Annotated in this window: 22 protein-coding genes and 1 pseudogene; 15 read left to right on the forward strand and 8 right to left on the reverse strand. The window is 67.3% G+C overall.

What is annotated here, in order from left to right; translation table 11 throughout:
• Positions 1–55: 55 nt before the first annotated feature.
• The 4 genes from AB3K92_RS00340 (at position 56) to AB3K92_RS00355 (ending at position 3,212) form a co-directional block, all read left to right on the forward strand.
• Entirely contained in the window at positions 56–1,045 is a 990-nt protein-coding gene (locus tag AB3K92_RS00340) for a LysR substrate-binding domain-containing protein (protein WP_369464313.1), read from the forward strand.
• A 188-nt stretch (positions 1,046–1,233) separates the two neighbouring features.
• Positions 1,234–1,902 carry a hypothetical protein gene (locus tag AB3K92_RS00345; protein WP_059620447.1) on the forward strand — a complete coding sequence of 223 codons (669 nt, stop codon included), beginning with the start codon at positions 1,234–1,236 and terminating at the stop codon, positions 1,900–1,902.
• Between the two features lie 112 nt (positions 1,903–2,014).
• Positions 2,015–2,470: a hypothetical protein gene (locus AB3K92_RS00350; protein WP_060276732.1), complete on the forward strand. Its 456-nt coding sequence runs from the start codon at positions 2,015–2,017 to the stop codon at positions 2,468–2,470.
• A 232-nt stretch (positions 2,471–2,702) separates the two neighbouring features.
• Entirely contained in the window at positions 2,703–3,212 is a 510-nt protein-coding gene (locus tag AB3K92_RS00355; RefSeq protein ID WP_021160712.1) for a hypothetical protein, read from the forward strand.
• Between the two features lie 58 nt (positions 3,213–3,270).
• Here AB3K92_RS00355 and AB3K92_RS00360 read toward each other — a convergent pair whose 3' ends face one another.
• From AB3K92_RS00360 to AB3K92_RS00375, 4 genes are all read right to left on the reverse strand, one after another.
• The gene (locus AB3K92_RS00360) at positions 3,271–4,503 is read right to left on the reverse strand and encodes an acyltransferase (RefSeq protein ID WP_369464315.1); all 1,233 of its coding nucleotides are present in this window, start codon (positions 4,501–4,503) and stop codon (positions 3,271–3,273) included.
• An 84-nt stretch (positions 4,504–4,587) separates the two neighbouring features.
• Positions 4,588–5,232, reverse strand: coding sequence for a glutathione S-transferase family protein (locus AB3K92_RS00365; RefSeq protein WP_369464317.1), 645 nt, complete (start codon positions 5,230–5,232; stop codon positions 4,588–4,590).
• A 119-nt stretch (positions 5,233–5,351) separates the two neighbouring features.
• Positions 5,352–6,524, reverse strand: a complete 1,173-nt coding sequence (locus AB3K92_RS00370) for a porin (protein ID WP_021160709.1) — start codon at positions 6,522–6,524, stop codon at positions 5,352–5,354.
• Between the two features lie 152 nt (positions 6,525–6,676).
• Entirely contained in the window at positions 6,677–7,510 is an 834-nt protein-coding gene (locus AB3K92_RS00375) for a helix-turn-helix transcriptional regulator (RefSeq protein WP_226280899.1), read from the reverse strand.
• 242 nt (positions 7,511–7,752) lie between these two features.
• Between AB3K92_RS00375 and AB3K92_RS00380 the strand changes: the two genes are divergently transcribed.
• The 9 genes and pseudogenes from AB3K92_RS00380 to AB3K92_RS00420 all read left to right on the forward strand — a co-directional run bounded on the left by AB3K92_RS00380 (position 7,753) and on the right by AB3K92_RS00420 (position 18,359).
• Positions 7,753–8,874, forward strand: coding sequence for a polyamine ABC transporter substrate-binding protein (locus AB3K92_RS00380; protein WP_369464319.1), 1,122 nt, complete (start codon positions 7,753–7,755; stop codon positions 8,872–8,874).
• A gap of 71 nt (positions 8,875–8,945) precedes the next feature.
• Positions 8,946–10,025, forward strand: a pseudogene (locus AB3K92_RS00385) (ABC transporter ATP-binding protein); the annotation flags it as partial.
• Positions 10,026–10,035: 10 nt separating this feature from the next.
• On the forward strand, positions 10,036–11,019 hold the full coding sequence (locus AB3K92_RS00390; protein ID WP_369464321.1) for an ABC transporter permease subunit: 984 nt from the start codon (positions 10,036–10,038) through the stop codon (positions 11,017–11,019).
• The gene (locus tag AB3K92_RS00395) at positions 11,016–11,957 is read left to right on the forward strand and encodes an ABC transporter permease subunit (protein WP_059492535.1); all 942 of its coding nucleotides are present in this window, start codon (positions 11,016–11,018) and stop codon (positions 11,955–11,957) included. The genes AB3K92_RS00390 and AB3K92_RS00395 overlap by 4 nt, the downstream gene beginning before the upstream one ends.
• Before the next feature lie 21 nt (positions 11,958–11,978).
• Positions 11,979–13,613 carry a DUF3138 family protein gene (locus AB3K92_RS00400; RefSeq protein WP_369464323.1) on the forward strand — a complete coding sequence of 545 codons (1,635 nt, stop codon included), beginning with the start codon at positions 11,979–11,981 and terminating at the stop codon, positions 13,611–13,613.
• A gap of 26 nt (positions 13,614–13,639) precedes the next feature.
• A complete protein-coding gene (locus AB3K92_RS00405) occupies positions 13,640–14,932 on the forward strand; it encodes an NAD(P)/FAD-dependent oxidoreductase (protein WP_369464324.1) in 1,293 nt (430 codons plus the stop codon).
• 67 nt (positions 14,933–14,999) lie between these two features.
• A complete protein-coding gene (locus tag AB3K92_RS00410; protein ID WP_021160700.1) occupies positions 15,000–15,380 on the forward strand; it encodes a cupin domain-containing protein in 381 nt (126 codons plus the stop codon).
• A 47-nt stretch (positions 15,381–15,427) separates the two neighbouring features.
• Positions 15,428–16,843 carry an amidase family protein gene (locus tag AB3K92_RS00415; RefSeq protein WP_059620356.1) on the forward strand — a complete coding sequence of 472 codons (1,416 nt, stop codon included), beginning with the start codon at positions 15,428–15,430 and terminating at the stop codon, positions 16,841–16,843.
• 25 nt (positions 16,844–16,868) lie between these two features.
• Entirely contained in the window at positions 16,869–18,359 is a 1,491-nt protein-coding gene (locus AB3K92_RS00420) for an aldehyde dehydrogenase (RefSeq protein WP_369464325.1), read from the forward strand.
• Positions 18,360–18,410: 51 nt separating this feature from the next.
• Here AB3K92_RS00420 and AB3K92_RS00425 read toward each other — a convergent pair whose 3' ends face one another.
• The 3 genes from AB3K92_RS00425 to AB3K92_RS00435 form a co-directional block, all read right to left on the reverse strand.
• Entirely contained in the window at positions 18,411–18,923 is a 513-nt protein-coding gene (locus tag AB3K92_RS00425) for a DUF4262 domain-containing protein (protein WP_369464326.1), read from the reverse strand.
• A 124-nt stretch (positions 18,924–19,047) separates the two neighbouring features.
• Positions 19,048–20,901, reverse strand: coding sequence for an ABC transporter ATP-binding protein (locus AB3K92_RS00430; protein WP_059710151.1), 1,854 nt, complete (start codon positions 20,899–20,901; stop codon positions 19,048–19,050).
• Positions 20,902–20,997: 96 nt separating this feature from the next.
• The gene (locus AB3K92_RS00435; protein WP_369464327.1) at positions 20,998–22,017 is read right to left on the reverse strand and encodes an alpha/beta hydrolase family protein; all 1,020 of its coding nucleotides are present in this window, start codon (positions 22,015–22,017) and stop codon (positions 20,998–21,000) included.
• Between the two features lie 148 nt (positions 22,018–22,165).
• On the opposite strand from AB3K92_RS00435, the gene AB3K92_RS00440 reads away from it, so the two are divergent.
• A complete protein-coding gene (locus tag AB3K92_RS00440; RefSeq protein WP_042975746.1) occupies positions 22,166–22,762 on the forward strand; it encodes a TetR/AcrR family transcriptional regulator in 597 nt (198 codons plus the stop codon).
• A 21-nt stretch (positions 22,763–22,783) separates the two neighbouring features.
• Here AB3K92_RS00440 and AB3K92_RS00445 read toward each other — a convergent pair whose 3' ends face one another.
• Positions 22,784–23,596, reverse strand: coding sequence for a DNA-binding transcriptional regulator (locus AB3K92_RS00445; protein WP_021160693.1), 813 nt, complete (start codon positions 23,594–23,596; stop codon positions 22,784–22,786).
• A 163-nt stretch (positions 23,597–23,759) separates the two neighbouring features.
• Between AB3K92_RS00445 and AB3K92_RS00450 the strand changes: the two genes are divergently transcribed.
• The gene (locus tag AB3K92_RS00450; protein ID WP_369464328.1) at positions 23,760–25,607 is read left to right on the forward strand and encodes a bifunctional 3-(3-hydroxy-phenyl)propionate/3-hydroxycinnamic acid hydroxylase; all 1,848 of its coding nucleotides are present in this window, start codon (positions 23,760–23,762) and stop codon (positions 25,605–25,607) included.
• Position 25,608: the final 1 nt, after the last annotated feature.

Raw genomic sequence — 25,608 nt, forward strand, 5'->3', positions numbered from 1 at the left:
GGCGATGATGCGGCGTCGCGAGATGTTAAGCTAGCGCACAGATCAGCAATCAGATATGAAGATGATTCACAGCTCGAGCCGGCGGCCGGCCGGCGCTTCAGCCCGCGCGAAGCGTGGCGCGGCGTTGCCCGCCGCGGCGCCGGCGCCGGCGCCGGCTTCGCGGCCGCCGCTCGCGAGCCTGGAGACGGTGTGCACGGTCGCGCGCGAGGGTTCGTTCCTGGCCGCCGCCGACGTCTCCGGCGTGACGCACGGCGCGATCAGCCGGCGGGTGGCCGCCGTTGAAAACTGGCTCGGCCTGAAGTTGTTCGAACGTCATGCGCGCGGCGTGCGCCTGACGCCGGACGGGCAGCGCTTCGTCGGCCGGATCGAACAGGCGTTCGCGATCATCGACAGTGCGGCCGACCAGTGGCGTTCGCCGCGCGCGCCGCGACTGGTCAGGATGAGCGTGGTGCCGGCGTTCGCGCAGCTGTGGCTGTTCGAGCGGCAGCATGCGCTCGAGAGCGAGGCACCCGCGTTGCAGATCGAACTCGGCATCGATCTTCGCAACGTGGATATCGCCGGCGGCGAAGCGGACCTGTCGGTCCGGTACGGGCGCGGCAACTGGCGCCAGCTCGAAACCCGTGCGTTCATGCCGGAGCGGCTCTATCCGGTCGCGCATCCGCGGCTCGCCGCGCAACTGGCTGCGGAGCGCCGCCGGCGCGGCGATGCCGCATTGCTCGACATGCCGTTGCTGCACGATTCCGATGTGACCGGCTGGCGCACGTGGTTCGATGCGTTGGGCGTGCCGTTCAAGCCGCGCGCGCAGGACCGCCGGTTCGAGGATTACAACCTCGTGCTGGCCGCGGCCGAGGCCGGGCTCGGCGTGGCGCTGGCGCGCGTACCGCTCGCCGACGCCTATCTCAAGCGCAGCGAACTCGTGCGCGTGAGCTGCCACGAGGTCGATTCGGTGCTCCGGTATTACTTCGTGCACGCGAAGGGGGAGAATCGGCCGGAGGTGCTGGCGTTGATGGAGCGGATGCGGGCGGCGGTGGCGGCAGGCAAGTGAGCGAAATGGAAATGGTCGTGGCGACCCGCCACGGCGGGCCGGCTGGTGCGAAGGACGCGGTGTGCGATTCGAGGCACTAGGCCGGCGGCGCCGGATCGACGACAATGCGTCCGCGAAAAACGATGAGGTGGAGAGATGAACGAAAATCGGAAATGTATGCATCCGTGCGGGTGCAAGCGAGGTCAACAATGAACAGGCCGGACAAATCGTCGAAAGCGCGTGCAGCGCTCGACCAGCTTTTTTCGGGCATGGCGCCCGCGGACGAGACGCGCGCGTCGCGGCCCGGCAACCCGTTCGAAGCGAACGCAAACGAGGCATCCGCCGGCACGGGCGTGCGCGGCGGGATCGAAGTCACGCTGTCGACCCGGATTCAGCTGCGCGGTTATCCGAACGCGGACGCATTCATGAAGCGCATGGCCGAAGCGTGGGGGCTGGATTGGGGGATGTACGACAGCGTCAAGGCCATCGCGACGCTGCCCGCCGGATGGCGAGCGCGCCGGCTTCCGGAAGTCACGCAGATCGTCGACGGGCACGACGTGCTGCGCGCGGAGAGCAGCCTGCAGGGCGGCGAGATGTCGTACCTGAAAGTGCATCCGCGGTACTACATCGACGCACGCAAGGGGTTCGGCTGGGGCAAGTCGTCGAAGGCGTCCGACGATCCGGATCTCGACGGGCCCGACTGGAACTGCTTCGTGGTCGATCGCGAGAAGTCCATCGAAGTGCATGAATTGACGACCTCGTCGCTGAAAGCCGACATGGACAACGCACGGGCGACCTTGCTGAAATGGCTGGACGAAAACTATCCGAAGCATCGCGATCCGTTCGCTTACTGGACGGATTGCGAACGGGCGTCGTGATGTTGCGTGGCTGCCCGGTTCGGCATCGCGGGCACATGCTGCCCGGCCGGCGCCGGAGCGGGGGCGGCACACGCTGCTTCGATTCCTCGGCCGGTTGCGCCGGGGGCGCCAGTTGAAACGCGCGAGTGTCGTCCCGATTCTCTGGGCGGCGTTCGCCGCGGCGGTCGGCTCGACCGTCGTCGAGCTGCTGCTCTGGCCGATCGCCGGCGATGATGCCATCGGGAACCTGCTGCGCGACGCACGCCTCACGGCCGCCATCGTGATGGGGCGCCGCGTGCTCGACGTGTCCGCCGGCTTCGATCCGCTGGTCATGGCGGTGGCGACCTTCGTGCATCTGGTGCTGTCGCTGGTCTATGCGGCCGTGCTGGCGAAAACGATCCGCACCCTGTCGCTCGCGGCCGCGCTACTCGCAGGCGGCGCGTTCGGCCTCATCCTGTACGGCGTCAACCTGTACGCCTTCACCGCGATCTTCCCGTGGTTCGTTCCGGTCCGTGGTGCGATCACGCTGGTGGCCCATCTGGTATTCGGGATCACGGCGGCAGCGGCTTACCGCTTCGCGAGGCGCTAGGCCGGCGCCGGCCGCCAGCCGCGGCATCGACTGTCGAAGGTTCCCGCGTCGGTCAATCGCACCAGACCCCTGGAATAAGCACGCGCGCCGCATCGTTCAGCAGGCAGGAGACCTTGTACGAAGCGGCGGCGCGTTACCGCCGCGTGGTGAATCGTGCGTGAGCAATCCGATGTGTCGGGCGCCGTCAGCGGCGCCACGCGATCGAGTGGTCGGGGGCAATCAGGAGCCGATCATGTGCAACTTGTTTCGAGCCGGGATAGGTATCGTCTGTCTCGGCTGTTCCGCGGCGGTCTTCGCGCAAACGTACGACGATCTGGCGGACGACACGGCCAACTGCCGTGCAGTCGTCGCGCGAGCGAACATCGACGGCACGGACCAGCAAATCGTGGGGCGTGCGTGCCTGCAGGACGACGGCACATGGCAGTTCGTGCAGAGTCCCGATGGTAGTGTTTTATGGTATCCGGCGGTGGACTACCCGTATGCCGACCTGGGGTACTGGGGGCCGCCGCTTTTCATCGGCGCGGGCGTGAGCTTCGTCTTCATCGATCGTTTCCACCACTTCCACCATTTCCACCATTTCGATCCGGTCGTTCACGTCAACGGGATCGAACATCGCCGCTTCGGCGTGCCGATCGGCGCCGGTTTTCGCCATGGCGCGTTCCCGGTCGGCGCGCATCGCGAATTCGGCGGAATGCATGCGTTCGGCGGCATGGGCGGGGCGGGGGGCATGCGGCGACATTAGGCGTGCATTTCCGGCTTGATCGTGTGCCTTCTTCCAGCTGCGCCAGGCATGAGTGCGCTTACAGGATCGACGCGAGTCTCGGCACGCGGAGCAGGAGGCCGGCAATCAGGTAGCACGTGACGCAGGCGACACCGCCGGTCACGGCGAACTTCAGGAACGGCGACGCCGGCACGGTTCGCCATACGAGGGCGATACCCACCAGCACCGGGGGATGGATGATGTAGATCGTGTACGCGCGCCGGGACAGCGACCGCCATGCGCCTGTCAGTCGATCGAAGCGCCGCTGGAAACGGCTGGCAAGAAACAGGCTCGTTCCCCACGCGACCAGCGGCTCCCAGAATGCGTAGATCACGTCCTGCGGGCGGCCGCGCAATGCAGGAACGTGCTTGGCGAGCAGGTAAGCGACCGGCAGGACAGGGAGTGCCAGCAGTGCGATGCGCCACCACAGTCTGACCTGCCGTGCCGGCAGGTGCTCGATCCAGTGCACGCGCGCGGTCCGGCACCCGGCTGCGTACAACACGACGTAACTCGCGAAGTAGCCGAGCTGCAGCCCCCATACGTTGGTACCTACCGGCCATCGCGACCGCAGCGCGAGTGCCGCGATACCCGTGAGCAACGCCGCGGCGGCCAACGTCCTGTCGGAAGGAAAGGGGTTGCGGGCGGGGCGGTTCGTATCGCGCGCCACGGTGCGCCGGAAGGCGATGTGCCAGAGTGCTGCGGCTGCGCTGAACATCAGCAGCGCCTCGGCGAACCACATCGGGCCGTTCTCGAACGTGCCTTTGCGCCACAGGCGGCCCAGCGTATCCGCGAACGGGTGGCCTGCGCCCGATTGCGCCAGGGCGATCGTTGCCGGGCCGATCACGAAGCCGTACACCAGCAGAGGCAGGCCGAGCCTGATGAACCGGTCGGTGAGGAAACGGGCGGCGCCCTTGCGATCGATGGACGGCGACGTGTAATAACCGGCCAGGAAAAAGAACAGGCCCATGAAAAAGGCCTGGTTGATCGCGCAGAAGAGCGTCAGCAGTGCGGATTCCACGGACGGCCCGGCAGCCACCTCGTGGTAGTACCACCCGCCGAGCGCGCCGTATGTGATCGCGCAGTGGTGAAAGACCACCAGCAACGTCAGGCACGCGCGCAACGCGTCGAGGCCGGCGTTTCGATGGACGGCTGCCGCCGTGTCCTGCTGAAAAGCGAAGTCGACCGGAATATCCTGAGCGCTCATCACGTTGCCTGCGTGGTTGGTCAGCGATGACCCGCCTGGCGACGATCCTGGTCGCGACGACGCATGCAAATCCGGCGGGCGTACAGGTCGGCACCCTACACCGTTGTTCTTTCAACCATCCAACAAGCCGCCTGCCGTTGGCGTGGCGCCCGCTCAGTCGAGCTTGCCCCGCAGGTCGTCGAACGGAATCATCACGTGCGTGCGATACGCGGGCCGCGCTTTCAGCCGTTCATACCATGCTTGCACGTGCGGCAGGTCCGGCCGGGCGATGTCGAGCTCGAAATAGCGATACAGATGCGTGCCGGCCGCGATGTCGGCGAGCGTGAGCGTGTCGCCCGCGAGAAACGGTTGCCCGGCCAGCACCGCATCGAGCGTGCGGAAGTATTGCGCGCACTGCGCGATGCTTTGCTCGACGCGCGCCGTGTCGCGCTGCTCGGGCGGCGTCCGGTAGAAGCCCCGGAACACGCCGTTCAGGAACGTCGGCTGCAGCGTGGTTTGCGACCAGTCCATCCAGCGGTCGGCGCGCGACTGTTCGGCCGGATCGTCGTGCCAGAAACCGGGGCGCCCGTAACGCGCGGCGAGGTAGCGCAGGATGCTGTGCGATTCCCAGACGACCGTGCCGCCGTCGTCGATTACGGGCACGCGCCCGTGCGGGTTCATCGCGAGAAATCCGGGCGTGTCGAGCACGCCGAACTGCTCGCCGGCCGGCACGTGCCGATGCTCAAGCGCGAGCTCGTCGACGAGCCACATCACCTTCTGGACGTTGAATGCATTGCGGCGCCCCCATACGGTCAGCATGCCGGCCTCCTTGTGTCGTGCGGAACGTGAACGCGGACAGTGTAAACGCCGCAGGCGCGCACCGCGGTGCGCGCCTGCCGGCTGTCGTCCGTCGCTGTCGTCGCCTGGCGGCGACGCGATCAGAACTTGTGGCGAATCCCGACGATCGCGAGTTCCTGCGTATCGGTGCCGGAGTTCACGCCGTACGAGCCGACCGACGCGGCGGCCTTCACGACCGCGCCGTTCGCGTTGAGCGTGTTGCCGCTCGCCTTCTGGTAGCCGAACAGCGCATAGAGGTCGGTGCGCTTCGACAGCGCGTAGTCCGCGCCGAGGTTGACCTGGTTGTAGTGCGCGGAAGACGGGCCCGTCAGCGACGTGTAGTTGTAGCCGACACCCGCACGCAGCGCCGGCGAGAACTGCCAGTTGAAGAACGCGGAGCCGTTGTTGAACTTCGCGTTCTGGCTGAACGCCGACAGCGTGTCCGCGCCGTACTGCGTATTCGAATACGCGAGGCCGAAGGTGGCGGGCCCGGCCACGTACTGGCCGGCCACACGCACGATCTGGATCGACTTCGCGCTCGAGAAGCCCTGGTTGATCACGGTGTTGAACAGCGTGTCCGAGCTGCTCGACCACGTGCGCACGCCGTTCGCGACCGAGGAGCCGCCGTTCGCGTAGAAGAAGCCCGCGCCGAGCGACAGCGGGCCGTTCGCGTAGCTTGCGCCGAAGCTGTACGTGCGGCCGCTGCCGGTGGCGCCCGCGACGCCGCCGAAGCCGTACAGGCCCTCGAACTGGAAGCCCGAGATCAGCGGGCTCGTGTATTTCACCGAGTTGCTGACGCGCAGGCTGTTGTCGTAGTTGTCGAGGTCGCCCGGCGTCGCGAACACGCCGCCGAAGTAGTTGTCCTGAGTAAGGCCCTGCACGAGGTCGACGACCGGATCGTACTGGCGGCCGAGCGTGACGGTACCGTACGTGCTGCTCGCGAGGCCGACGACGGCCTTGCGGCCGAATTCGCGGCTGCCCTGGCCGAGTGCGCCCGTGCCGATGTTGAAGCCGTTCTCGAGCTGGAACAGCGCGGCCAGGCCGCCGCCGAGATCCTCGGTGCCGCGCAGCCCCCAGCGGCTGCCGGACAGGTTGCCGCTGCTGAACTTGACGAGGCTCGACGCATTGCTGCCGTTCGCGTTCTGCGCGTTGTGGACATAGGCGATGCCCGCATCGGCGATGCCGTACAGCGTGACGCTGCTTTGCGCGTGGGCGCCGGCGGCGAAGAGCGCGGCCGGCAGCGCGAGCAGTGCGAATGAACGGACTGGTTTCATTGTTGAATTCCCCCGTTGGTCGATTGGTCTGACGAGTCGGTGAACGATACGGACAGCGCATCGTCGAGGGAACCAATAAATTGTCGGATCGTTATGAGGCGGCGCGGAGATGGATGCGTGCGCAACCGGCCGGCGGCCGGTGCGTGGGGACGTTATGCGTCGTGCCGCCGCGACGCGTTTTTCAGCACGAGCGTCATCAGTTGCCGGCGCGAATCGACGCCGAGCTTTGCGAAGGCGCGCTTCGCGTACGTGTCGACGGTGGACGTCTTGAGCCCCATCGATTGCGCGATGGCCGCCGAGGTCATGCCCTGGATGAACGATGCGCATACGTGCATCTCGCGCGCGGTCAGGCGTTCGTGCCATTCCGGCAGCCATTGCGCGACGAGGTCGGGATCGAGCTCGTCGCGCGGCGCGTCGTCCGCGGAGATCGCGCCGAGCAGGCGCTTGTGCGTGGACGCCAGCGGCAGCACGACCTGTGAAAGCTGCTTCAGCAGGCTCAGTTCCTTCAGCGAAAACGGCGGCAGCCGCCGCGAGCGCGCGATCGAGATCGAGTAGCGCGTGCCGCCCGTCACGCCCGCGATCACGCATTCGTCGTGAATGTCGCCGGCGTCGAAGAACAGATGCCGGAGTTCGCTCGCCACGCGCTGCGCGGATACCTGCAGCAGCTGCACGTCGTTTTCGGTTTCGATCGCCGCGTACGTTGCATCCTCGCTCGCGTAGCTGCGGTAGTAGTGGCGCATGACCTGCGCGATCAGCTCGGGCTCGCGGCCGAAGCTGCCGATCCAGCCGACGTTGCGCCGGCCCGACGACGGGCCGCGCTCGTAGTCGAGATGCACGGCGTCGAAATCGACGTAGCGCACGAGCGTGTCGTAGACGGCGCGCATGAACTGCGGCGTCCCGACGGCCTGGGCGATGTCGCCCAGCGTTTCGGTCACGAACGCGACGTGGCTCAGCGGGAGATCGGGGGCGGGCAGCGCAGCGTTCATGACGTCGGGTGTCGAGGAATTTCCGGTGGCGCTACGGGTATCACGAATATTTTCGACTGCCTACACGGGAATCTACCCAAACGGGGCCGGTCGACGTCGCCGTTTGTCCCGGTTTTCAGGACTGACGCTGCCGGCCGCGATCTCTACATTGCCTCTTGTGCCGAACACCGCCTGACGGCGTTGACGCGAATCCCGACCCGGACCGGGCGCAACGGCCGATCGCCATCACAAGGAGAATCCCCATGCGTATCCGTATCCGTCGTCAACCGGCGTTGCGCGTCGCGCTCGTCACGTCGGCGGCGCTGGCCTGCGCGGCCAGCCTGCGCGCCCATGCCGGCGATGCCAACCTGAACGTGTACAACTGGTCGGAGTACGTCGCGAAGGACACGGTGCCCACTTTCGAGAAGCAGTCGGGCGTCAAGGTGCGCTACGACAGCTACGACAGCGACGATACGCTGCAGACCAAGCTGCTCGCGGGCAGCTCGGGCTACGACATCGTCGTGCCGACGTCGAACTATCTCGCGCAGCAGATCCAGGCCGGCGTGTACCAGAAGCTCGACAAGTCGAAGCTCCCGAATCTCGCGAACCTCGACCCGGTGCTGATGAAGATGGTCGCGAAGGCCGACCCGGGCAACCAGTACGGCGTGCCATGGGCATGGGGCACGACGGGTATCGGCTACAACGTCGAGGCGGTCAGGAAGCGGCTCGGCGACAACGCGCCGACCGACAGCTGGGCGCTGCTGTTCGACCCGGCCAACGCGGCGAAGCTGAAGGGCTGCGGCATTTCGCTGCTCGACGCGCCGGACGCCGCGTTCGCGGCGGCACTGCAGTACCTGGGCAAGGACCCCGAGAGCAAGAACCCGGCCGACTACCAGGCGGCCTACGATGTGCTGAAGAAGATCCGCCCGTACGTGACGCAGTTCAGCTCGGCCGGCTACGCGGACGACCTCGCGAACAACGATGTGTGCGTCGTGCTCGGCTGGTCGGGCGACGTCGGCGTCGCGCGGCGGCGCACGCTGGACGCGAAGCGCTCGTACGAAATCCGCTACGTGAATCCGAAGGAAGGCGGCCTGCTGTGGTTCGACGTGATGGCGATCCCGAAGGATGCGCCGCATCCGGAAGCCGCGCTGAAGTGGATCAACTACATCGAGGAGCCGAAGACCAACGCGGCGATCACGAACGAGATCTTCTACCCGAGCGCCAACAAGGCCGCGCGCGCATTCGTGACACCGGTGATCGCGCAGGACACGAGCGTCTACCTGTCCGATGCCACGATCGCGAAGACGTCGCTCGCGATGCCGCGAAGCGCCGACATCGCACGGATGCAGAACCGGCTGTGGCTGCAGCTGAAGTCGGGCGGTTGAGGGAGGCGACGATGATCCATACGCTCCCTGCCGCGTCGGTGGCGGCCGGCATGTGCCGCGATGCGGACGCCTTCGTCCGCATCGAAAACGTCGTGAAGAAATTCGGCGACAGCACGGCCGTCGACAACGTGAACCTGACGATCGCTAAGAACGAGCTGTTCGCGCTGCTCGGCAGCTCGGGCTGCGGCAAGTCGACGCTGCTGCGCATGCTCGCCGGGCTCGAGACGGCCACCTCCGGCAAGATCTTCGTCGACGGCGAGGACCTCGCGTCGCTGCCGCCGTATCGCCGCCCGGTGAACATGATGTTCCAGTCGTACGCGCTGTTCCCGCACATGACGGTCGAATCGAACGTCGCGTTCGGCCTGAAGCAGGAAGGCACGCCGAAGAACGAGATCCGGGAACGCGTGGCCGACGCGCTCGCGCTCGTGCAGATGAGCAAGTACGCGAAGCGCAAGCCGCATCAGCTCTCCGGCGGCCAGCAGCAGCGCGTCGCGCTGGCCCGCTCGCTGGTCAAGCGCCCGAAGCTGCTGCTGCTCGACGAGCCGATGTCCGCGCTCGACAAGAAGATCCGCCAGAAGACCCAGCTCGAACTCGTGAACATCATCGAGAAGGTCGACGTGACCTGCGTGATGGTCACGCACGACCAGGAAGAGGCGATGACGATGGCGAGCCGCCTCGCGGTGATGAGCGAGGGCAAGATCGTGCAGATCGGCTCGCCCGGCGAAGTCTACGAATACCCGAACAGCCGTTTCTCGGCCGAATTCATCGGCTCGACCAACCTGTTCGAGGGACGCGTGGTCGAGGACGAACCCGACCACATCTTCGTCGAAAGCGACGACCTCGAGGCGCGCATGTACGTGAGCCACGGCGTGACGGGCCCGCTCGGGATGCCGGTCGGCATCTCGGTGCGTCCGGAACGCGTGCACGTGTCGCGCGAGAAACCGGGTTCGAAACACAACTGGGCGCGCGGCGTCGTGACCGACATCGCGTACATGGGCAGCTACTCGCTGTACCACGTGCGCCTGCCGAGCGGCAAGACGGTGGTGTCGAACCTGTCGAGCTCGCACCTGATGAACGACAACGCGCCGGCGTGGAACGACGACGTGTTCGTGTCGTGGTCGCCGGCCAGCGGCGTCGTGCTGACGCAGTGAGGACGCCACGATGAGAACCTCCGCTTCCACTTCGTCCGCGCCGGTGTCTGCCGGCGCGGCGAGCACCGGCGCCGGCCGCGCGCGCCCGGGCCGTTTCTCGATGCTGTCGCGCTTCCTGCCGTCGGGCCGCAGCGTCGCGATCGGCGTGCCGTTCGTGTGGCTCGCGATCTTCTTCGCGCTGCCGTTCGTGCTGGTGCTGAAGATCAGCTTCGCCGACCAGGTGATGGGCATCCCGCCGTACACCGCGCTCGCGCGGCTGGAGGCCGGCACCGTGCAGGTCGCGCTGTCGCTGAAGCATTACGCGCTGCTGCTGCAGGACGACCTGTACCTGAACACCTACGTCAGTTCGCTGAAGATGGCGGCCTCGTCGACGCTGATGTGCCTGCTGGCCGGGTATCCGATCGCCTACTTCATCGCGCGCTCGACGCCGGCTCGCCGCAACCTGCTGATGATGGCCGTGATGCTGCCGTTCTGGACGTCGTTCCTGATCCGCGTCTACGCGTGGGTCGGCATCATGAAGGACGACGGGCTGCTGAACCACGCGCTGGCGGCGCTCGACGTGATCGCGACACCGCTGCGCCTCTATCACACCGACGCGGGCGTCTACATCGGGATGGTCTATTCGTACCTGCCGTTCATGGTGATGCCGCTGTACGCGCATCTCGTGAAGATGGATCTCACGCTGCTCGAGGCCGCGAGCGATCTCGGCGCAACGCCGTGGTCCGCGTTCTGGCGCATCACGCTGCCGTTGTCGCGCAACGGCATCGTCGCGGGCAGCCTGCTGGTGTTCATTCCGGCGGTCGGCGAATACGTGATCCCCGAACTGCTCGGGGGCGCGAACACGCTGATGCTCGGCCGCGTGATGTGGGACGAGTTCTTCAACAACATGGACTGGCCGATGGCGTCCGCCGTGACGGTGACGATGGTGCTGCTGCTGCTCGTGCCGATGGCGCTGCTCCATTACAGCCAGACCGAAGCGGAGGCAAAACCGTGACCCGCGCGAATCGCATCCTGTCCGCGTGCGTGCTGGGCGCGGGCTTCCTGTTTCTGTACGTCCCGATCGTCAGCCTGGTCGCGTACTCGTTCAACGCGTCGAAACTGGTGACGGTGTGGTCGGGTTTCTCGCTGAAATGGTATGGCGCGCTGCTGCACGACGACGAGCTGCTGACGGCCGCGTGGCTGTCGCTGAAGATCGCGCTGCTGACGGCCACCGCGTCGGTCGCGATCGGCACCTGGGCCGGTTTCGTGCTCGCGAGGATGGGGCGCTTTCGCGGCTTCACGCTGTATGCCGCGATGATCAATGCGCCGCTCGTGATTCCGGAAGTGATCCAGGGCATCTCGCTGCTGCTGCTGTTCGTCGCGATGCAGCAGGCGTTCGGCTGGCCGGCCGGGCGCGGCTGGCTGACGATCTGGATCGGCCACGTGATGCTGTGCCTGTCGTTCGTCGCGGTGATCGTGCAGTCGCGCGTGAAGGAGCTCGATCGCTCGATCGAGGAGGCCGCGCTCGATCTCGGCGCGCGGCCGTGGAAGGTGTTCTTCGTGATCACGCTGCCGCTGATCGCGCAGGCGCTGGTGTCCGGCTGGCTGCTGGCGTTCACGGTATCGATCGACGACGTGATCCTGTCGGCGTTCCTGTCCGGCCCCGGGTCGACGACGCTGCCGCTCGTCGTGTTCTCGCGCGTGCGGATGGGGCTCAACCCGGAGATGAATGCGCTCGCCACGGTGTTCATCACGGTCGTGACGATCGGTGTCGTCGTCGTGAACCGCGCGATGCTGGCCCGCGAGCGGCGGCAGGCGCGCGACATGCGTACGTGGCGAGCATCATCCGCACCCGAGGTGCCCGACACCCCCGCGTCGCCGTCCGCCATGCCGCCCGCGAGCGCGCCGGCCCCACGGCCGCTGCACGACCGCATCCCGCATCCCACGAAGTGACGAACGACCAGGAGACATTCGATGAAAAAGAAGATGCTCTGCGCGCTGATCGCCGGAGCGCTACCGGGGCTGGCCGCGGCGAATTCGAGCGCCGACCAGATCCGCACACTGCAGCAGCAGATCGCCGTGCTGCAACGGCAGATGGGCGCGCTGCAATCGCAGCTCGCCGCGAAGCCATCGGCCACGCCGGCCGCATCGGTCGCATCGGCCGCATCGGTCGCGGCGAACGCTGCGAACGCTGCGAACGCTGCGAACGCGGCGAACGCTGCGAACGCGACGACCGGTGCGGCGGCTGACCCGTCCGCACCCGGCTACGGGCAAGCGCCGGCCGTGCTGACCAACGACGACGTGTCGGAAATCCGGCAGCAGGTCGCCAATCAGCAGCTGAAGGTCGACTCGCTGACCGACGCCGCACGCACGGGCCCGATCGCGGGGCTGTCGGTGACGGGCTATCTCGACCCGACGTACCTGTACAACCGCGGTGGCGGCACCTCGTCGTTCCAGTTCGCGAACCATGAAAACGCGTACACCTACTACAACAGTACGTTCGGCGACGTATTCCTCGACATCAAGAAGACGTTCGGTGTCGGCCCGAGCGCACCGTCCGCGGAAATCACGCTGATGCCGAACCGCGGCGCGGGCCTGTCGATGATGACGGGCAGCGGCGCGAGCGGGCTCGACATCGTGAACACGGCGGTCGTCACGGTACCGCTGTCGGGCACGACGGCGTTCGTCGGCGGGCTCGTGACGGGGTTCGGCGGCTACGAGTACCAGCAGTCGAGCCAGATGCTCACGCTCACGCACAACCTGTTGTACGACTTCTCCGATCCGGGCTCGTCGATCGGCGCGGGCGTCAACTACCAGAGCGCGGACGGCCACTGGGCGTGGAAGTTCTTCGTCGGCAACGAGCAGTTCCGCAGCGCGGGCGCGGTGACACAGACCGGCGTCAACGCGTTCGGCGACCCGATCACGACGAGCAACAAGGTGCCGACCTTCACCGCGCGTGTCGATTATCTGCGCGGCAGCGCGCTCGATGTCGGCGGCTCGATCAGCATCGGCCGACAGACGCTGCCGAGCGCGGTCGATCCGGCGACCGGCAACGTGCGCTACGGCGTGGGCGGCAATGCGCCGAGCGCATACGGCGCGTTCTTCTTCGGCGAAGCCGATGCGACCTACACGCTCGCCGACGCGCAGTACAACGCCGAGTTCGACTACGGCCAGCAGCAGCACGGCGCGTTCAACGGCGGGCTCGCGCAGTGGTTCGGGCTGTCGCTGCTCGCGCACCGCAAGTTCAACGCGCCGGTGGTCGGCCGCATGGGCGCGACGCTGCGCTACGACCTGCTCGTGAACCGGAAGAACGGCGGCGGCGGATCCTCGATCGGCCTGAACGGCAACGGGATGGATCCGTACAACGGCTTCGGCATCGATGCGGACTGCCTCGCGCTGTCGAAGGCGAACGGCGGTGTCGGCTTCGAGTGCAAGGGCACGACGCGGCAGGCCGCCGCGTTCGACCTGCTGTTCTACCCGACCCAGCAAGTGACGGTGAAGGTCGAATACCGGCACGACTGGGCGAGCAACAAGGTCTTCCTGCGCCACGACGGGTCGTACGAGAAGTCGAACGACCTGCTCGCCACCCAACTCATCTACGCGTTCTGACGCGACGCTGTTCGCGAGTCTTGCACATGCTCAAGTTCGAAAACCAGCAACATGTTCAGTCCTACTATTCAGCGACCGCCAACGACCGCGCACGGCATCCGTCGCTCGACGGGGCCGTGACGGCCGACGTCTGCGTGATCGGCGGCGGGCTCACGGGCCTGTCCGCGGCACTCGAGCTCGCCGAGCGCGGCCATTCGGTCGTGCTCGTCGAGGCGTCGAGGATCGGCTGGGGCGCGAGCGGACGCAACGGCGGCCAGCTGATCGCCGGGTACGCGTGCGACATCGATACGTTCTCGGCCTGCCTGCCGGAAGACGACGTGCGGCGCGTATGGGCGATGGGGCTGGAGTCGGTCGACATCGTCCGCCAGCGGGTCGGGCGCTACGGCATCGATTGCGACCTGACCTTCGGCTACCTGACCGCCGCGAACAAGCCGCGCCATTTCGATGCGCTGCGCGCGTGGCGCGATACCGCGGCGAAACGCTTCGGTTATCGCGGCTACGAAGTCGTCGAGCGCGCCGACATGCATCGCTTCGTCGCATCGGATCGTTACGTCGGCGGCCTGCGCTACGAAGGCAGCGGCCACCTGCATCCGCTGAACTACACGCTCGGCCTCGCGCGGGCGGCGCGCGAGGCCGGCGTGACGATCCACGAGGACACGACCGCGCTCGCGCTCGATCGTGCCGCGCCGCATCACCGCGTCACGTGCGCGCGCGGGCACGTGGATGCCCGTCATGTCGTGCTGGCCTGCAACGCGTACCTGGGGCGGCTGGCCCCCGCGCTCGCGCGCAAGATCATTCCGGTCGCGACGTACCTGATCGCGACGGAACCGCTCGGCGACGCGCGCGCGGCCAGGACGATGCCGGCCGATGCGGCGGTCTGCGACACCCGTTCGGCGCTCGACTATTTCCGGCTGACGCGTGACCGCCGGCTCTTGTGGGGCGGCAAGGCCAGCAGCTCGACGAATACGCCGCGCGACCTCGCGGCCGCGATGCGGCGCGACATGCTGAAGACGTTCCCGCAGCTGGCCGATGTGCGGATCGACTATGCATGGGGCGGCCTGATCGACGCGACGATGAATCGCGCGCCGCATTTCGGCAGGCTCGAGCCGACCGTGTATTTCGCGCAGGGATTTTCCGGGCACGGCGTCAACGTGGCGGGCCTCGCGGGGCGGCTGATCGCGGAAGCGATCGACGCGCAGGCCGCGCGCTTCGACCTGTTCGGCCGGATTCGCCATCGCGACTTTCCGGGCGGGCGCGCGCTGCGCACGCCGATGCTGGCGCTTGCGATGACCTGGCACCGGATGATGGACCTGCTCTGATGCGCGCGGGGCGGCTCGCCCGCGCGGCACCGAAACGTTTCGATTCACTCATGCCCTGGAGGCACACATGACCAACATCACGACTCTCGTCGACCTGATGCAGGCACCGGCGAAGCTCACGCAGAGCCGCGTGCCGAGCGGGCTGCTGCTCGACGGCAATCCGCTGCAGACGCTGTCGCACCACTACATCAGCCCGTGCGGGCAGTTCAGCTGCGGGATCTGGGAATGCACGCCCGGCCGCTGGACGATCGAGTACGACGAGTCCGAGTATTGCGAGATGCTGAGCGGCGTCGCGATCGTGCGCGACGCGGACGGCCGCGAGCGCGTGCTGCGCGCCGGCGACCGGTTCGTGATTCCACCGGGTTTTCGCGGCACGTGGGAAGTCGTCGAAACGTGCCGCAAGATCTACGCGTCGCACGCCCCGCTGGCCGGGCAGCCGTGCGCGTAGCGCACGTCCGGTACAAGACAATCATCGAGATCAACGAGGAGCAACTCATGACCCAGGAATGGTGGCGTCTCAGCGCGGCCGAGATGGCCGAGCGCGTCGCGCGTCGCGACGTGTCCGCAACCGAACTCACGCGCAGCTGCCTGCAGCGACTCGACGCGGTGAACCCCGTCATCAACGCGATCGTCGACGTGATGGCCGACAGCGCGTTGCAGGCCGCGTCCGATGCCGATGCCGCGATCGCGCGCGGCGCACCGGTCGGCCCGCTGCACGGCGTGCCGGTGACCGTGAAGATCAACGTCGACACGGCCGGACACGCGACGACCAACGGCGTGCGCGCGTTTTCAGGGCTGGTCGCGCATGAGGACAGCCCCGTGACCGCGAACCTGCGCAAGGCCGGCGCGATCGTGATCGGGCGCAGCAATGCGCCGGCGTTTTCGTACCGCTGGTTCACCGACAACGACCTGCACGGCCGCACGTCCAATCCGTGGGATTCGTCGCTGACGCCGGGCGGTTCCAGCGGCGGTGCCGCCGCGGCCGTGGCCGCCGGTATCGGCGCGATCGCGCACGGCAACGACCTCGGCGGTTCGATCCGCTATCCGGCCTACGCATGCGGTGTCGCCGGGCTGCGGCCGAGCACCGGCCGCGTGCCGGCGTACAACCCGACGCAGTCGAAGGACCGCACGCTCGCGGTGCAGCTCGCCTCGGTGCAGGGGCCGCTCGCCCGCACGGTCGGCGATCTGCGGCTCGCGCTCGACGCGATGGCGGCAGGCGACGCGCGCGACGCTTGGTGGATGCCGGTTGCGCCGATGGCGCGCGAAACCGCGTTCCCCGCGCGCGTGGCCGTGTGCGCGGCGCTGCCGGGCGTGCCGTCCGATCCCGTGGTGGTCGATGCGATCCGGCAGGCCGCGCGCTGGCTCGAGGACGCCGGCTGCATCGTCGAGGAAGCGGTGCCGCCGCGGTTCGCCGAAGCGTGCGAGCTGTGGCTGGACCTGGTGACCAACGAAGCGCGCAGCGGCCTCGGCGACGTGATCATGCAGCACGGCGACGCCGCCATCCGTACTGCGTTCGCGAGCCAGCGCCGTCTCGCGAAGCCGCTGGATCTCGAGGGCTACATGAACGGCCTCGCGCGGCGCACCGCGTTGCTGCGCGACTGGCAGCAGTTCTTCGTGCGCCATCCGCTGCTGCTGATGCCGGTGTCGTGCGCGCGGCCGTTCGCGATCGACGCCGATCAGCACGGCGACGACGCGATGCGCGCGATCGTCGACCGGCAGGGGCCGCTGCTCGCGACCGCGCTGCTCGGGCTGCCGGGGCTGTCGGTGCCGACCGGCATCCGCGAGGGCGTGCCGACCGGCGTGCAACTCGTCGCCGGACGTTTTCAGGAGGCGCTGTGTCTCGCGGCGGGCGAAGCGATCGAGGCGCGCGCGGGCATCTTGACGCCGATCGATCCGGTTACCGGATCGTGATGCGGGACTTTTCACGAGGATACGCATGAATCAATCGACATTCGAAGACTGGCAGGCCCGCGCGGCCGCGCTGCGGATCGAAGGGCGCGCGTTCGTCGACGGCGCCACCCGCCACGCGCAAACCGGCGCGACCTTCGCCTGCTTGAGCCCGATCGACGGTCGTGTGCTCGCGCACGTGGCCGATTGCGGCGCCGACGACGTCGACCTCGCGGTGGCGGCCGCGCGCCGCGCGTTCGACGCGGGCGTGTGGGCCGGGCTGAACCCGCGCGCGCGCAAGGCGGTGCTGCAGCGCTGGGCCGCGCTGATGCGCGAGCACCTCGACGAGCTCGCGCTGCTCGAGACGCTCGACACCGGCAAGCCGATCGCCGATACCACCGCGATCGACGTGCCGGCCGCCGCGCATTGCGTCGAATGGTATGCGGAGGCGATCGACAAGATCGGCGGTGAAGTGGCGCCGGTCGACCCTCGGCTGGTCGGGCTCGTCACGCGCGAGCCGATCGGCGTCGTCGCGGCCGTCGTGCCGTGGAATTTTCCGCTGCTGATGGCCGCCTGGAAGTTCGCGCCGGCGCTCGCGGCAGGCAACAGCGTGGTGCTCAAGCCGTCCGAGAAATCGCCGCTCACCGCGATCCGCGTCGCGCAGCTTGCGTGCGACGCCGGCATGCCGGCGGGCGTGTTCAGCGTCGTGCCGGGCGGCGCGGAACAGGGCAGGGCGCTCGCGCTGCATCGCGACGTCGACTGCATCGCGTTCACGGGGTCGACGCGCACGGGGCAGCAGATCATGGCGTGCGCCGCGCAGTCGAACCTGAAGCGTGTCTGGCTCGAGCTCGGCGGCAAGTCGCCGAACATCGTGCTGCCCGATTGCCCCGATCTCGACCGCGCCGCGCAGGCGGCCGCCGACGCGATCTTCTTCAACATGGGTGAAGTGTGCACGGCCGGCTCGCGCCTGCTCGTGCATCGCGACATCAAGGATGAATTCGTCGCGAAGCTGGTCGACGCGTCGCGGCGCTTCGTGCCCGGGCATCCGCTCGATCCGTCGGTGACGATGGGGGCGATCGTCGATCGCATGCAGCTCGATCGCGTGATGGGTTACATCGGCGCCGGGCGCGACGAGGGGCGCCTCGTGATGGGCGGTGCGCGCGTGCGCGAGGAGCCGGGCGGGTTCTATGTCGAGCCGACGGTGTTCGAGGTGAAACCGGATGCGAGGATCGCGCGCGAGGAGATCTTCGGGCCCGTGCTGTCGGTGATCGTGTTCGACGACGTCGACGAGGCCGTGCGGATCGCCAACGACACGGAGTACGGGCTGGCCGCGGCGGTATGGTCGGCCGATCTGTCGACCGCGCATGCCGTTGCGCGGCGGCTGCGCGCCGGCACCGTGTGGGTCAACTGCTACGGTGACGGCAGCGACGACCTGAATTTTCCGTTCGGCGGCTACAAGCAGTCGGGCAACGGCCGCGACAAGTCGCTGCACGCGCTCGACAAGTACACCGAGCTGAAATCGACGGTCGTGCGGTTGTAGCGTCGGGCCGCGCGGCACGCTTGCACGGTGCCGCGCGATCCTGCGCGCGGGTCAGTGGCGTTGGTTGCCGGCGCCGAACAGGCGCGGCTGCGCGGCGTTCAACGCGTCGTCCGCTTCCGGCTGCCACGGGAACACCCCGTTGCGGTCGGGCCACAGCAACTGGACGCACGGGAACTCGTCGTTGCCGTAGAACCAGCGGTTCCAGCCGAGATGGGCTTCGTAGTGCGCCTTCTCGACCGGCATCAGCAGCGCGTTCGCGTTGCCGAAGACGGCATCCGTGACTTCGCCGACCGGCGGCGGCGTGCCGGCTGCGACCATCCGGTAGACGTCCCACAGCACGTCATGGACGATGCGCGCCGGCATCGAGAACACGATGAGTTCCGGAAAACCGTGGTTGACCCACAGCCCGGTCGTGAAAGAAAACCCGGGTGCGTCCCCTTCCGCGAACACTTCCGTGCGGAACCACCCGTGCTGACGAATCCGCTGTACGAATCGCTGCTCGTCTTCCTCGAGCACCGAATCGGGCGCGTCGAGCGCGGTGGCGATATCCGGTCGCGTGGTCATACGGGGCTCCTTGGATCTGCGTCGGGCGACGGGAAGCCGGGGGCGGGCATCCCGCCGGCGGGAATGCGACCGCGGCCTAACCGGCCGGCGATCGCCGTGCGCCATGTTGCCACAGCGGTCCCGCCTACTGCTCCGCCTTCTCCACCTCCGCCGTTTCACCGAGGAACCCGCCGCTCTGGTGCGCCCACAGCGCCGCATAGATGCCGCCGGCCTGCAGCAGTTGCTGGTGCGTGCCTTCCTCGACGATGCGCCCTTCGTCGAGCACGATCAGCCGGTCCATCGCCGCGATGGTCGACAGCCGGTGTGCGATCGCGATCACCGTCTTGCCGCTCATCAGGCCGTCGAGGCTGCGCTGGATCGCGACTTCGACCTCGGAATCGAGCGCGCTGGTCGCTTCGTCGAGCACGAGGATCGGCGCGTCCTTGAGCATCACGCGTGCGATCGCGACGCGCTGCCGCTGGCCGCCCGACAGCTTCACGCCGCGTTCGCCGACCTCGACGTCGTAGCCGCTGCGGCCGTGGCGGTCGCGCAGCCGGTCGATGAACTCGGACGCTTCCGCGCGCTCGGCCGCGTCCTGCATCTCGCGCTCGGTCGCGTCGGGGCGGCCGTACAGCAGGTTCTCGCGCATCGTCCGATGCAGCAGCGACGTATCCTGCGTGACCATCCCGATCGCGGCGCGCAGGCTGTCCTGCGTGACGTGCGCGATGTCCTGCCCGTCGATCCGGATCGCGCCGCCGCCCACGTCGTAGAAGCGCAGCAGCAGGTTCACGAGCGTCGACTTGCCGGCGCCCGAGCGGCCGATCAGGCCGATCCGCTCGCCCGGCCGGATCGTCAGGTTCAGCCCGTCGAATACCGCGCGATCGTTGTCCTCGTGCGCGAACTGCACGTTGTCGAACACGATTTCGCCACGCTGCACCGTAAGCGGCTTCGCATCGGGCGCGTCGACCACGCTGCGCACCTTCGTCAGCGTGTTGATGCCGTCCTGGATCGTGCCGACGTTCTCGAACAGCTCGGTCATTTCCCACATGATCCAGTGCGAATAGCTCGACAGGCGCAGCGCCATCGCGATCACGGCCGCGACGACGCCCGCGCTCGCTTCGCCGTGCATCCACAGATACAGCGCGAGCCCGGCGGAGCCGACCAGCAGCAGCGTCGACAGCAGGTGATTGACGACCTCGAACGCGCTGACGAGGCGCATCTGCGCGTCGCCGGTCTCCTTGAATGCTTCCATCGCGCGTCGTGCATGGTCGGCTTCCCGCCGCGTGTGCGAGAACAGCTTCACGGTCGTGATGTTCGAATACGCGTCGGTGATGCGGCCCGTCATCAGCGCGCGCGCGTCGGCCTGCCGGCTGCCGACCGCACCGAGGCGCGGCACGAAATACGCGCACGCCGCGCCGTAGCCAAGCGCCCATAGCACGAGCGGAATCATCAGCCGCCAGTCGAAGCTGGCGGCGAGCGCGAGGATGCCGATCAGGTACGCGGTGACGCCGATCACGACGTCGACCGACATGAACAGCGCGTCGCGCACCGCCAACGCGGTCTGCATGATCTTGGTCGTCACGCGGCCCGCGAACTCGTTCGCATAGAACGACAGGCTCTGGTCGAGCATCAGCCGGTGAAACAGCCAGCGCAGCCGCATCGGAAAGTTGATCGCGAGCACCTGGTGCTTGACCATCGTATGCAGCGCGATCAACAGGGCACTGCCGGCGAGGATCGCCGCGAAACCGGCGAGCGTGCCGAAGTGCCGGCCGCCGAAGTCCGCCGGCGTCGCGGACGCGAGCCAGTCGACCACGCGGCCCATCATCGCGAACAGCGCGGCTTCGTACGCGGCCAGCGCGGCCGACGTCAACGCGATCAGCAGGATCCAGCTGCGCGCGCCTTTCGTGCACGCCCAGACGAACGAGAAGAATCCCTTCGGCGGCGTGACGGGATCTTCGAGCGGGAAAGTCGGCAGGCGCCGTTCAAACCACGAAAACATTGGAACCTCTCCTTGATGCGGCCACGCCAGCCGGCGCGGCCGTATTGCCTGTTTCAGGTGCGGCGCCTTCGCGGCGCCGCGGTACTGCACACGTGTTCACTGCGACCGGATCCACGCCTCGATCGGGGCGAGCGTGCCGGGCGCATATGCATGGCGCCCGAGCGCCATGTACAACCAAGTCTTCCACGTCGGCCAGTCGGACTCGAGCTGGTAGTGGAACCAGCCGGCGCGCAGCAACCCATGCGTCGCACCGGGCACGACCACCACGCGCCGGTCGGGCCGGTTCGCGAAGGCTTGCGTGTAGGCATGCGCCTCGTCGACCGGATCGACATTGCAGTCTTGCGCGCCCCACACGGCCAGCACGGGCCCCTGCATCGTCGCGAGCGCCTGCGACGAATCCTCCAGGTAGTTGCGTGCGATGAAGCCGAAGCGGCGCGGCTCGATGTCGGGGCGCCGGCGCGGATCGGCCGGTACGTCCGACCGACCGAAGATTTCGTCGTTGTCGCGTCGCTCGGCGGCCAGTGTCGCATCGATTCGATCCGGCTGCAGGCCCGTTGCCTGGAGCTGCTGCCGGCTCAGGTAGGTGCCTTGCCGGCGCCAGCTGACGGCGCCGCCGACGATCACCGAGAACGCGGGCCGCACTGCATTCGCGACGCGCGGCACGACCCAGCCGCCCTGCGAGAAGCCGAGCAGGCCGATCTTGTGCGCGGGGCCGACGACGGCGCGCACGCGCGCCATCCCGGCGATGGTTTCGTTCGCACGATCCTGCATCGATTGCGCGAGCCAGTCGCCGCCGCTGCGGCCGGTGCCCTGCTTGTCCCATGCGAACACGCCGATGCCGGCGTCGAGCAGGCTGTTGACGAGCGGCAGCATCGCGTCGTCGGAGAAGCGGGTGCGCGGCCCGTCACCGTGCACGAGCAGTACGATCGGCGCGCCGGGCGCATGGGCCGGCAGCGCGAGCGTGCCGGCGAGGTCGGCGCCGTTGGCGCGGAACGTGAGCGACGACACGTTCGCGCCCTTCAGCTCGAAGTCGGCGAGGCCGCGCAGCACGAGCGCACCGGCCGCGACGAGCACGAACAGGACGAGCGCGATGCCGGCGATGACGATTCGTTTCAAGAGGCCCTCGGTACGGTGGCGTGAGCGGATGCCGCAGGCGGCATGTGCGGGGGCACGCTGCCTTGACGCCTGCCGGACGTCGCCACGATAATAGATCGATTAATCAGTCTAATAAAGATTCGAGTCATCGTCGAGTACGGAGTGCCTGTTGAGAAAGATCGACCCTGAAAGAGTGGAAGCGAAGCGGCGCCAGATCCTGGATGCCGCGATCGACTGTTTTGCGCGCGACGGCTTCCATGCGACGTCCACGGCCGCGATCTGCAAGGCGGCCGGCATGAGTCCCGGCAACCTGTTCCACTACTTCCCGACGAAGGCGTCGATCATCGAGGCAGTCGCGCAGGACGACCAGCGCGAGATGGCCGAACTGTTCGCGCGGCATGCGGACGCCGACGACGCGCTGGCCGCGATCGAGGAAATCGCACTGACGTTGATGGAACTGTCGAGCGATCCCGTCTATGCGCGCATCTGTGTCGAGACCGCGGCGGAGGCGACGCGCAATCCGGACGTCGCCGCGCTGTTCGCGGCGAACGAGGCGCAGGTGAAAGGGCGGATGGTCGCGCTGATCAAGCGCGGCGTGGCGCAAGGGAAGATCGACGCAAGCCTGAAGCCCGATCTTGTCGCGACGTGGCTGCTCGCGCTCGCGGAAGGCGCGGTCGGGCGCGTGGTGTTCGAGCCGGGGTTCAAGCCGCGCGCGCACCGGGCGATGTTGCGGACGATCATTCAGCGGATGTTGAAGCCGCAGTGAGGATCGCTGCCGTGGATTTGCTTACGCCGATGGATGGGGCTGAGTCCCTGGTTCCAGCTTCAACGCTGCGGCAATCTCGGTCGCCGTTTTTTGCAACTCGGGCACATAGCGGCGAGTGGCATCTGCGAGACTGACCGCGCGCGACAGGAAGACGATATTGAGACTCGCGATCACGCGCTCGTCCGCGCTGATCGCGACCGCCACCGCGCCGATCTTCGCCTGTGCGGTCCAGTCCCCGTGATTCGAGCCGAAACCGTCCTCTCGCACACGCCGGATCAGCTTGCGCACGAGCGCATCGTTTCTCGCGAACGCCTGTTGCTCTTCGCCGCCCGCACCGGAGCGCAGCAGTTCCAGAATGTCCTCACGCTCCTCGTCGGGGCACATTGCGAAGTAGGCGCGGCCCGCAGCCGTCAGCAAGATCGGTAAACGCCGCCCGACCATCGCGCGATGAAACGACAGCCGGCTGAAGCGATGCGTCGTCTCACGGATGATCATCGCGTCGCCATCGGGCGTGGTCAGATCGGATGGCCACGCGACGCGCTGCAGGAGCTGCCCCATGATCGGCGGCGCCACGGTGGCGATGCGCTCGGTATCGGTGAAGCCCTCGCTCAGCGAACGCACGGCGAGCGTCAGGCGGAAGCTGTCGTCCGATGTGCTGCGGCGCACGAATCCTTCCTCCATCAACGTTTCGAGCAGGCGGCGCACCGTAGTGCGATGCAGGCCGGTCAGATCGGCGATCTGCTGACTCGTTGCGCGTCCGTCTTCCATCGCATTCAGAGCCCGCAGTACCTGGAGGCCGCGCGCCAGTCCGCGCACGTTCGTATAGGTTGTCACGGAAAAATCCCATTGAAATCAATCATGTGCATTCTATGCACATTCCGGAGATTTTGTTGAGGGGGTTATCCGCCATCCATAAACTGCGTTCATAAGCTGAACGATCGGGAGCCAGGCGCTTCGTCGGTTCAGCACATCGGACAAGCCCAGTCAGGAGACAAGCATGCGCCCCGCCTTTGAACCGGCGGCCGGCAACGGCCGCGCTCATCCTCACGAAACGACACACCGTTCGATCGACGCAGAGGTCGCCATCATCGGCGCGGGCCCGGTCGGCCTGATGATCGCGAACATTCTCGGCCTGCAGGGCGTGCGCGTCGTCGTGATCGAGAAGCTCGCGCAGATCATCGACTATCCGCGCGCCATCGGCCTCGACGACGAAGCACTGCGCGTATTCCAGTCGGTCGGCCTTGTCGACGCTCTGCTGCCGCACACCACACCGAATCACTGGATGCGCTTCACGCTGAAAGGGAAGTGCTTCGCGTCGATCGAGCCGCGCACCGACGAGTTCGGCTGGCCACGCCGCAATGCATTCATTCAACCGCTCGCCGATCAGATTCTGTACAGGGGGCTCGGGCGTTTCGAGAATGTATCGACGCTGCTTGGCCACAGCGTCGACGGCTTCGTGCAGGACGAGAGCGGGGTGACCCTCGACGTGACAGACGCGAACGGTGCGAAGACGACGATTCGTGCCGCATACATGGTCGGTGCGGACGGCGGCAACAGTTTTGTGCGCCGCGCGCTCGACGTGCCGTTCGAAGGCCGCACGAAGCCGAATCAATGGATCGTGATCGACGTGCGCAACGACCCGATCGGCTCTCCGCATGTCTATCTGCATTGCGACGCGCGGCGTCCCTACGTTTCGGCTGCGCTGCCGCACGGGATCCGGCGCTTCGAGTTCATGGTGATGCCGGGCGAGACGGAGGAGGAACTGTCGAAGCCGGAGAACATGGCGGCGTTGGTGCGCGGGGTCGTCGACGATCCTGACAAGGTCGACTACATTCGCCGACGGGTCTATACGCACAACGCGCGGCTCGCGAGCACGTTCCGCGTCAAACGCATCCTGCTCGCGGGGGACGCTGCACACATCATGCCGGTGTGGCAGGGGCAGGGTTACAACAGCGGCATTCGCGACGCGAGCAATCTCGGCTGGAAGCTCGCGATGGTCGTGAAAGGCACGGCGCACGACGCGCTGCTCGATACCTACACGATTGAGCGGCGCGCCCACGCGCGCTCGATGATCCACCTCTCGGAAGTCGCGGGCGATATCTTCGCGCCGACGAGCTTCTTCGGATCGAAAGTGCGCGACGCGTTCGTGCGCTGTTTCGACATGCTGCCTTCCCTGAAGCGTTACTTCGTCGAAATGCGCTTTAAGCCGATGCCGCGCTATGAAGAGGGCGTCGTGCTTCTGGCGCGACGCGCGCGGTCCGAAGGGCTGCTCGCGCGCATGATCGCGAAGCGCGGACACGGCGCGTTCGGCAGGCTGGTCGGTTTGATGAGCGAGAAACGTGAATCGCTGATCGGGCGGATGGTGCACGGCCGCGATGCGCAGGCGGGCACTCCTGTGGGCCGCATGTTCATCCAGCCACGCGTGCGTCTGGTGGATGGCAGCATCGTCCGGCTCGACGATGCGATCGGCAACCGTTTCGCGATCGTGGGGTGGGGCACGGACCCGACTTTCGGCCTGACGCCCGAGGCGCGCCGCATCTGGAACGCGCTTGGGGGGTGCTTCGTGATCGCGAAGCCCGACCCGCAGCTCGCCTTCCAAGACGACGTGCCTGACGACGTGATCGCTGTTGGCGATGTCGACTCGCGCTTGCGCGACTGGTTCGCGCGCGTGCCCGAATCGGTCGTGCTGTTGCGGCCCGACCGCTTCGTGGCCGGCATGTGCTCGCCGCAATGTGTATCGGGTTGCGTGTCGCAGCTTGCGCAACGGCTGTCGCTTGTGATGGCAACGGGCGCGACGGCCAACGGCGCGACGTTCGCGCACGCCGCCGACCTGGTAGGGGCCTGAG

This window comes from Burkholderia sp. Bmkn7 (genome assembly GCF_041103175.1).
GTDB lineage: Bacteria > Pseudomonadota > Gammaproteobacteria > Burkholderiales > Burkholderiaceae > Burkholderia > Burkholderia cepacia.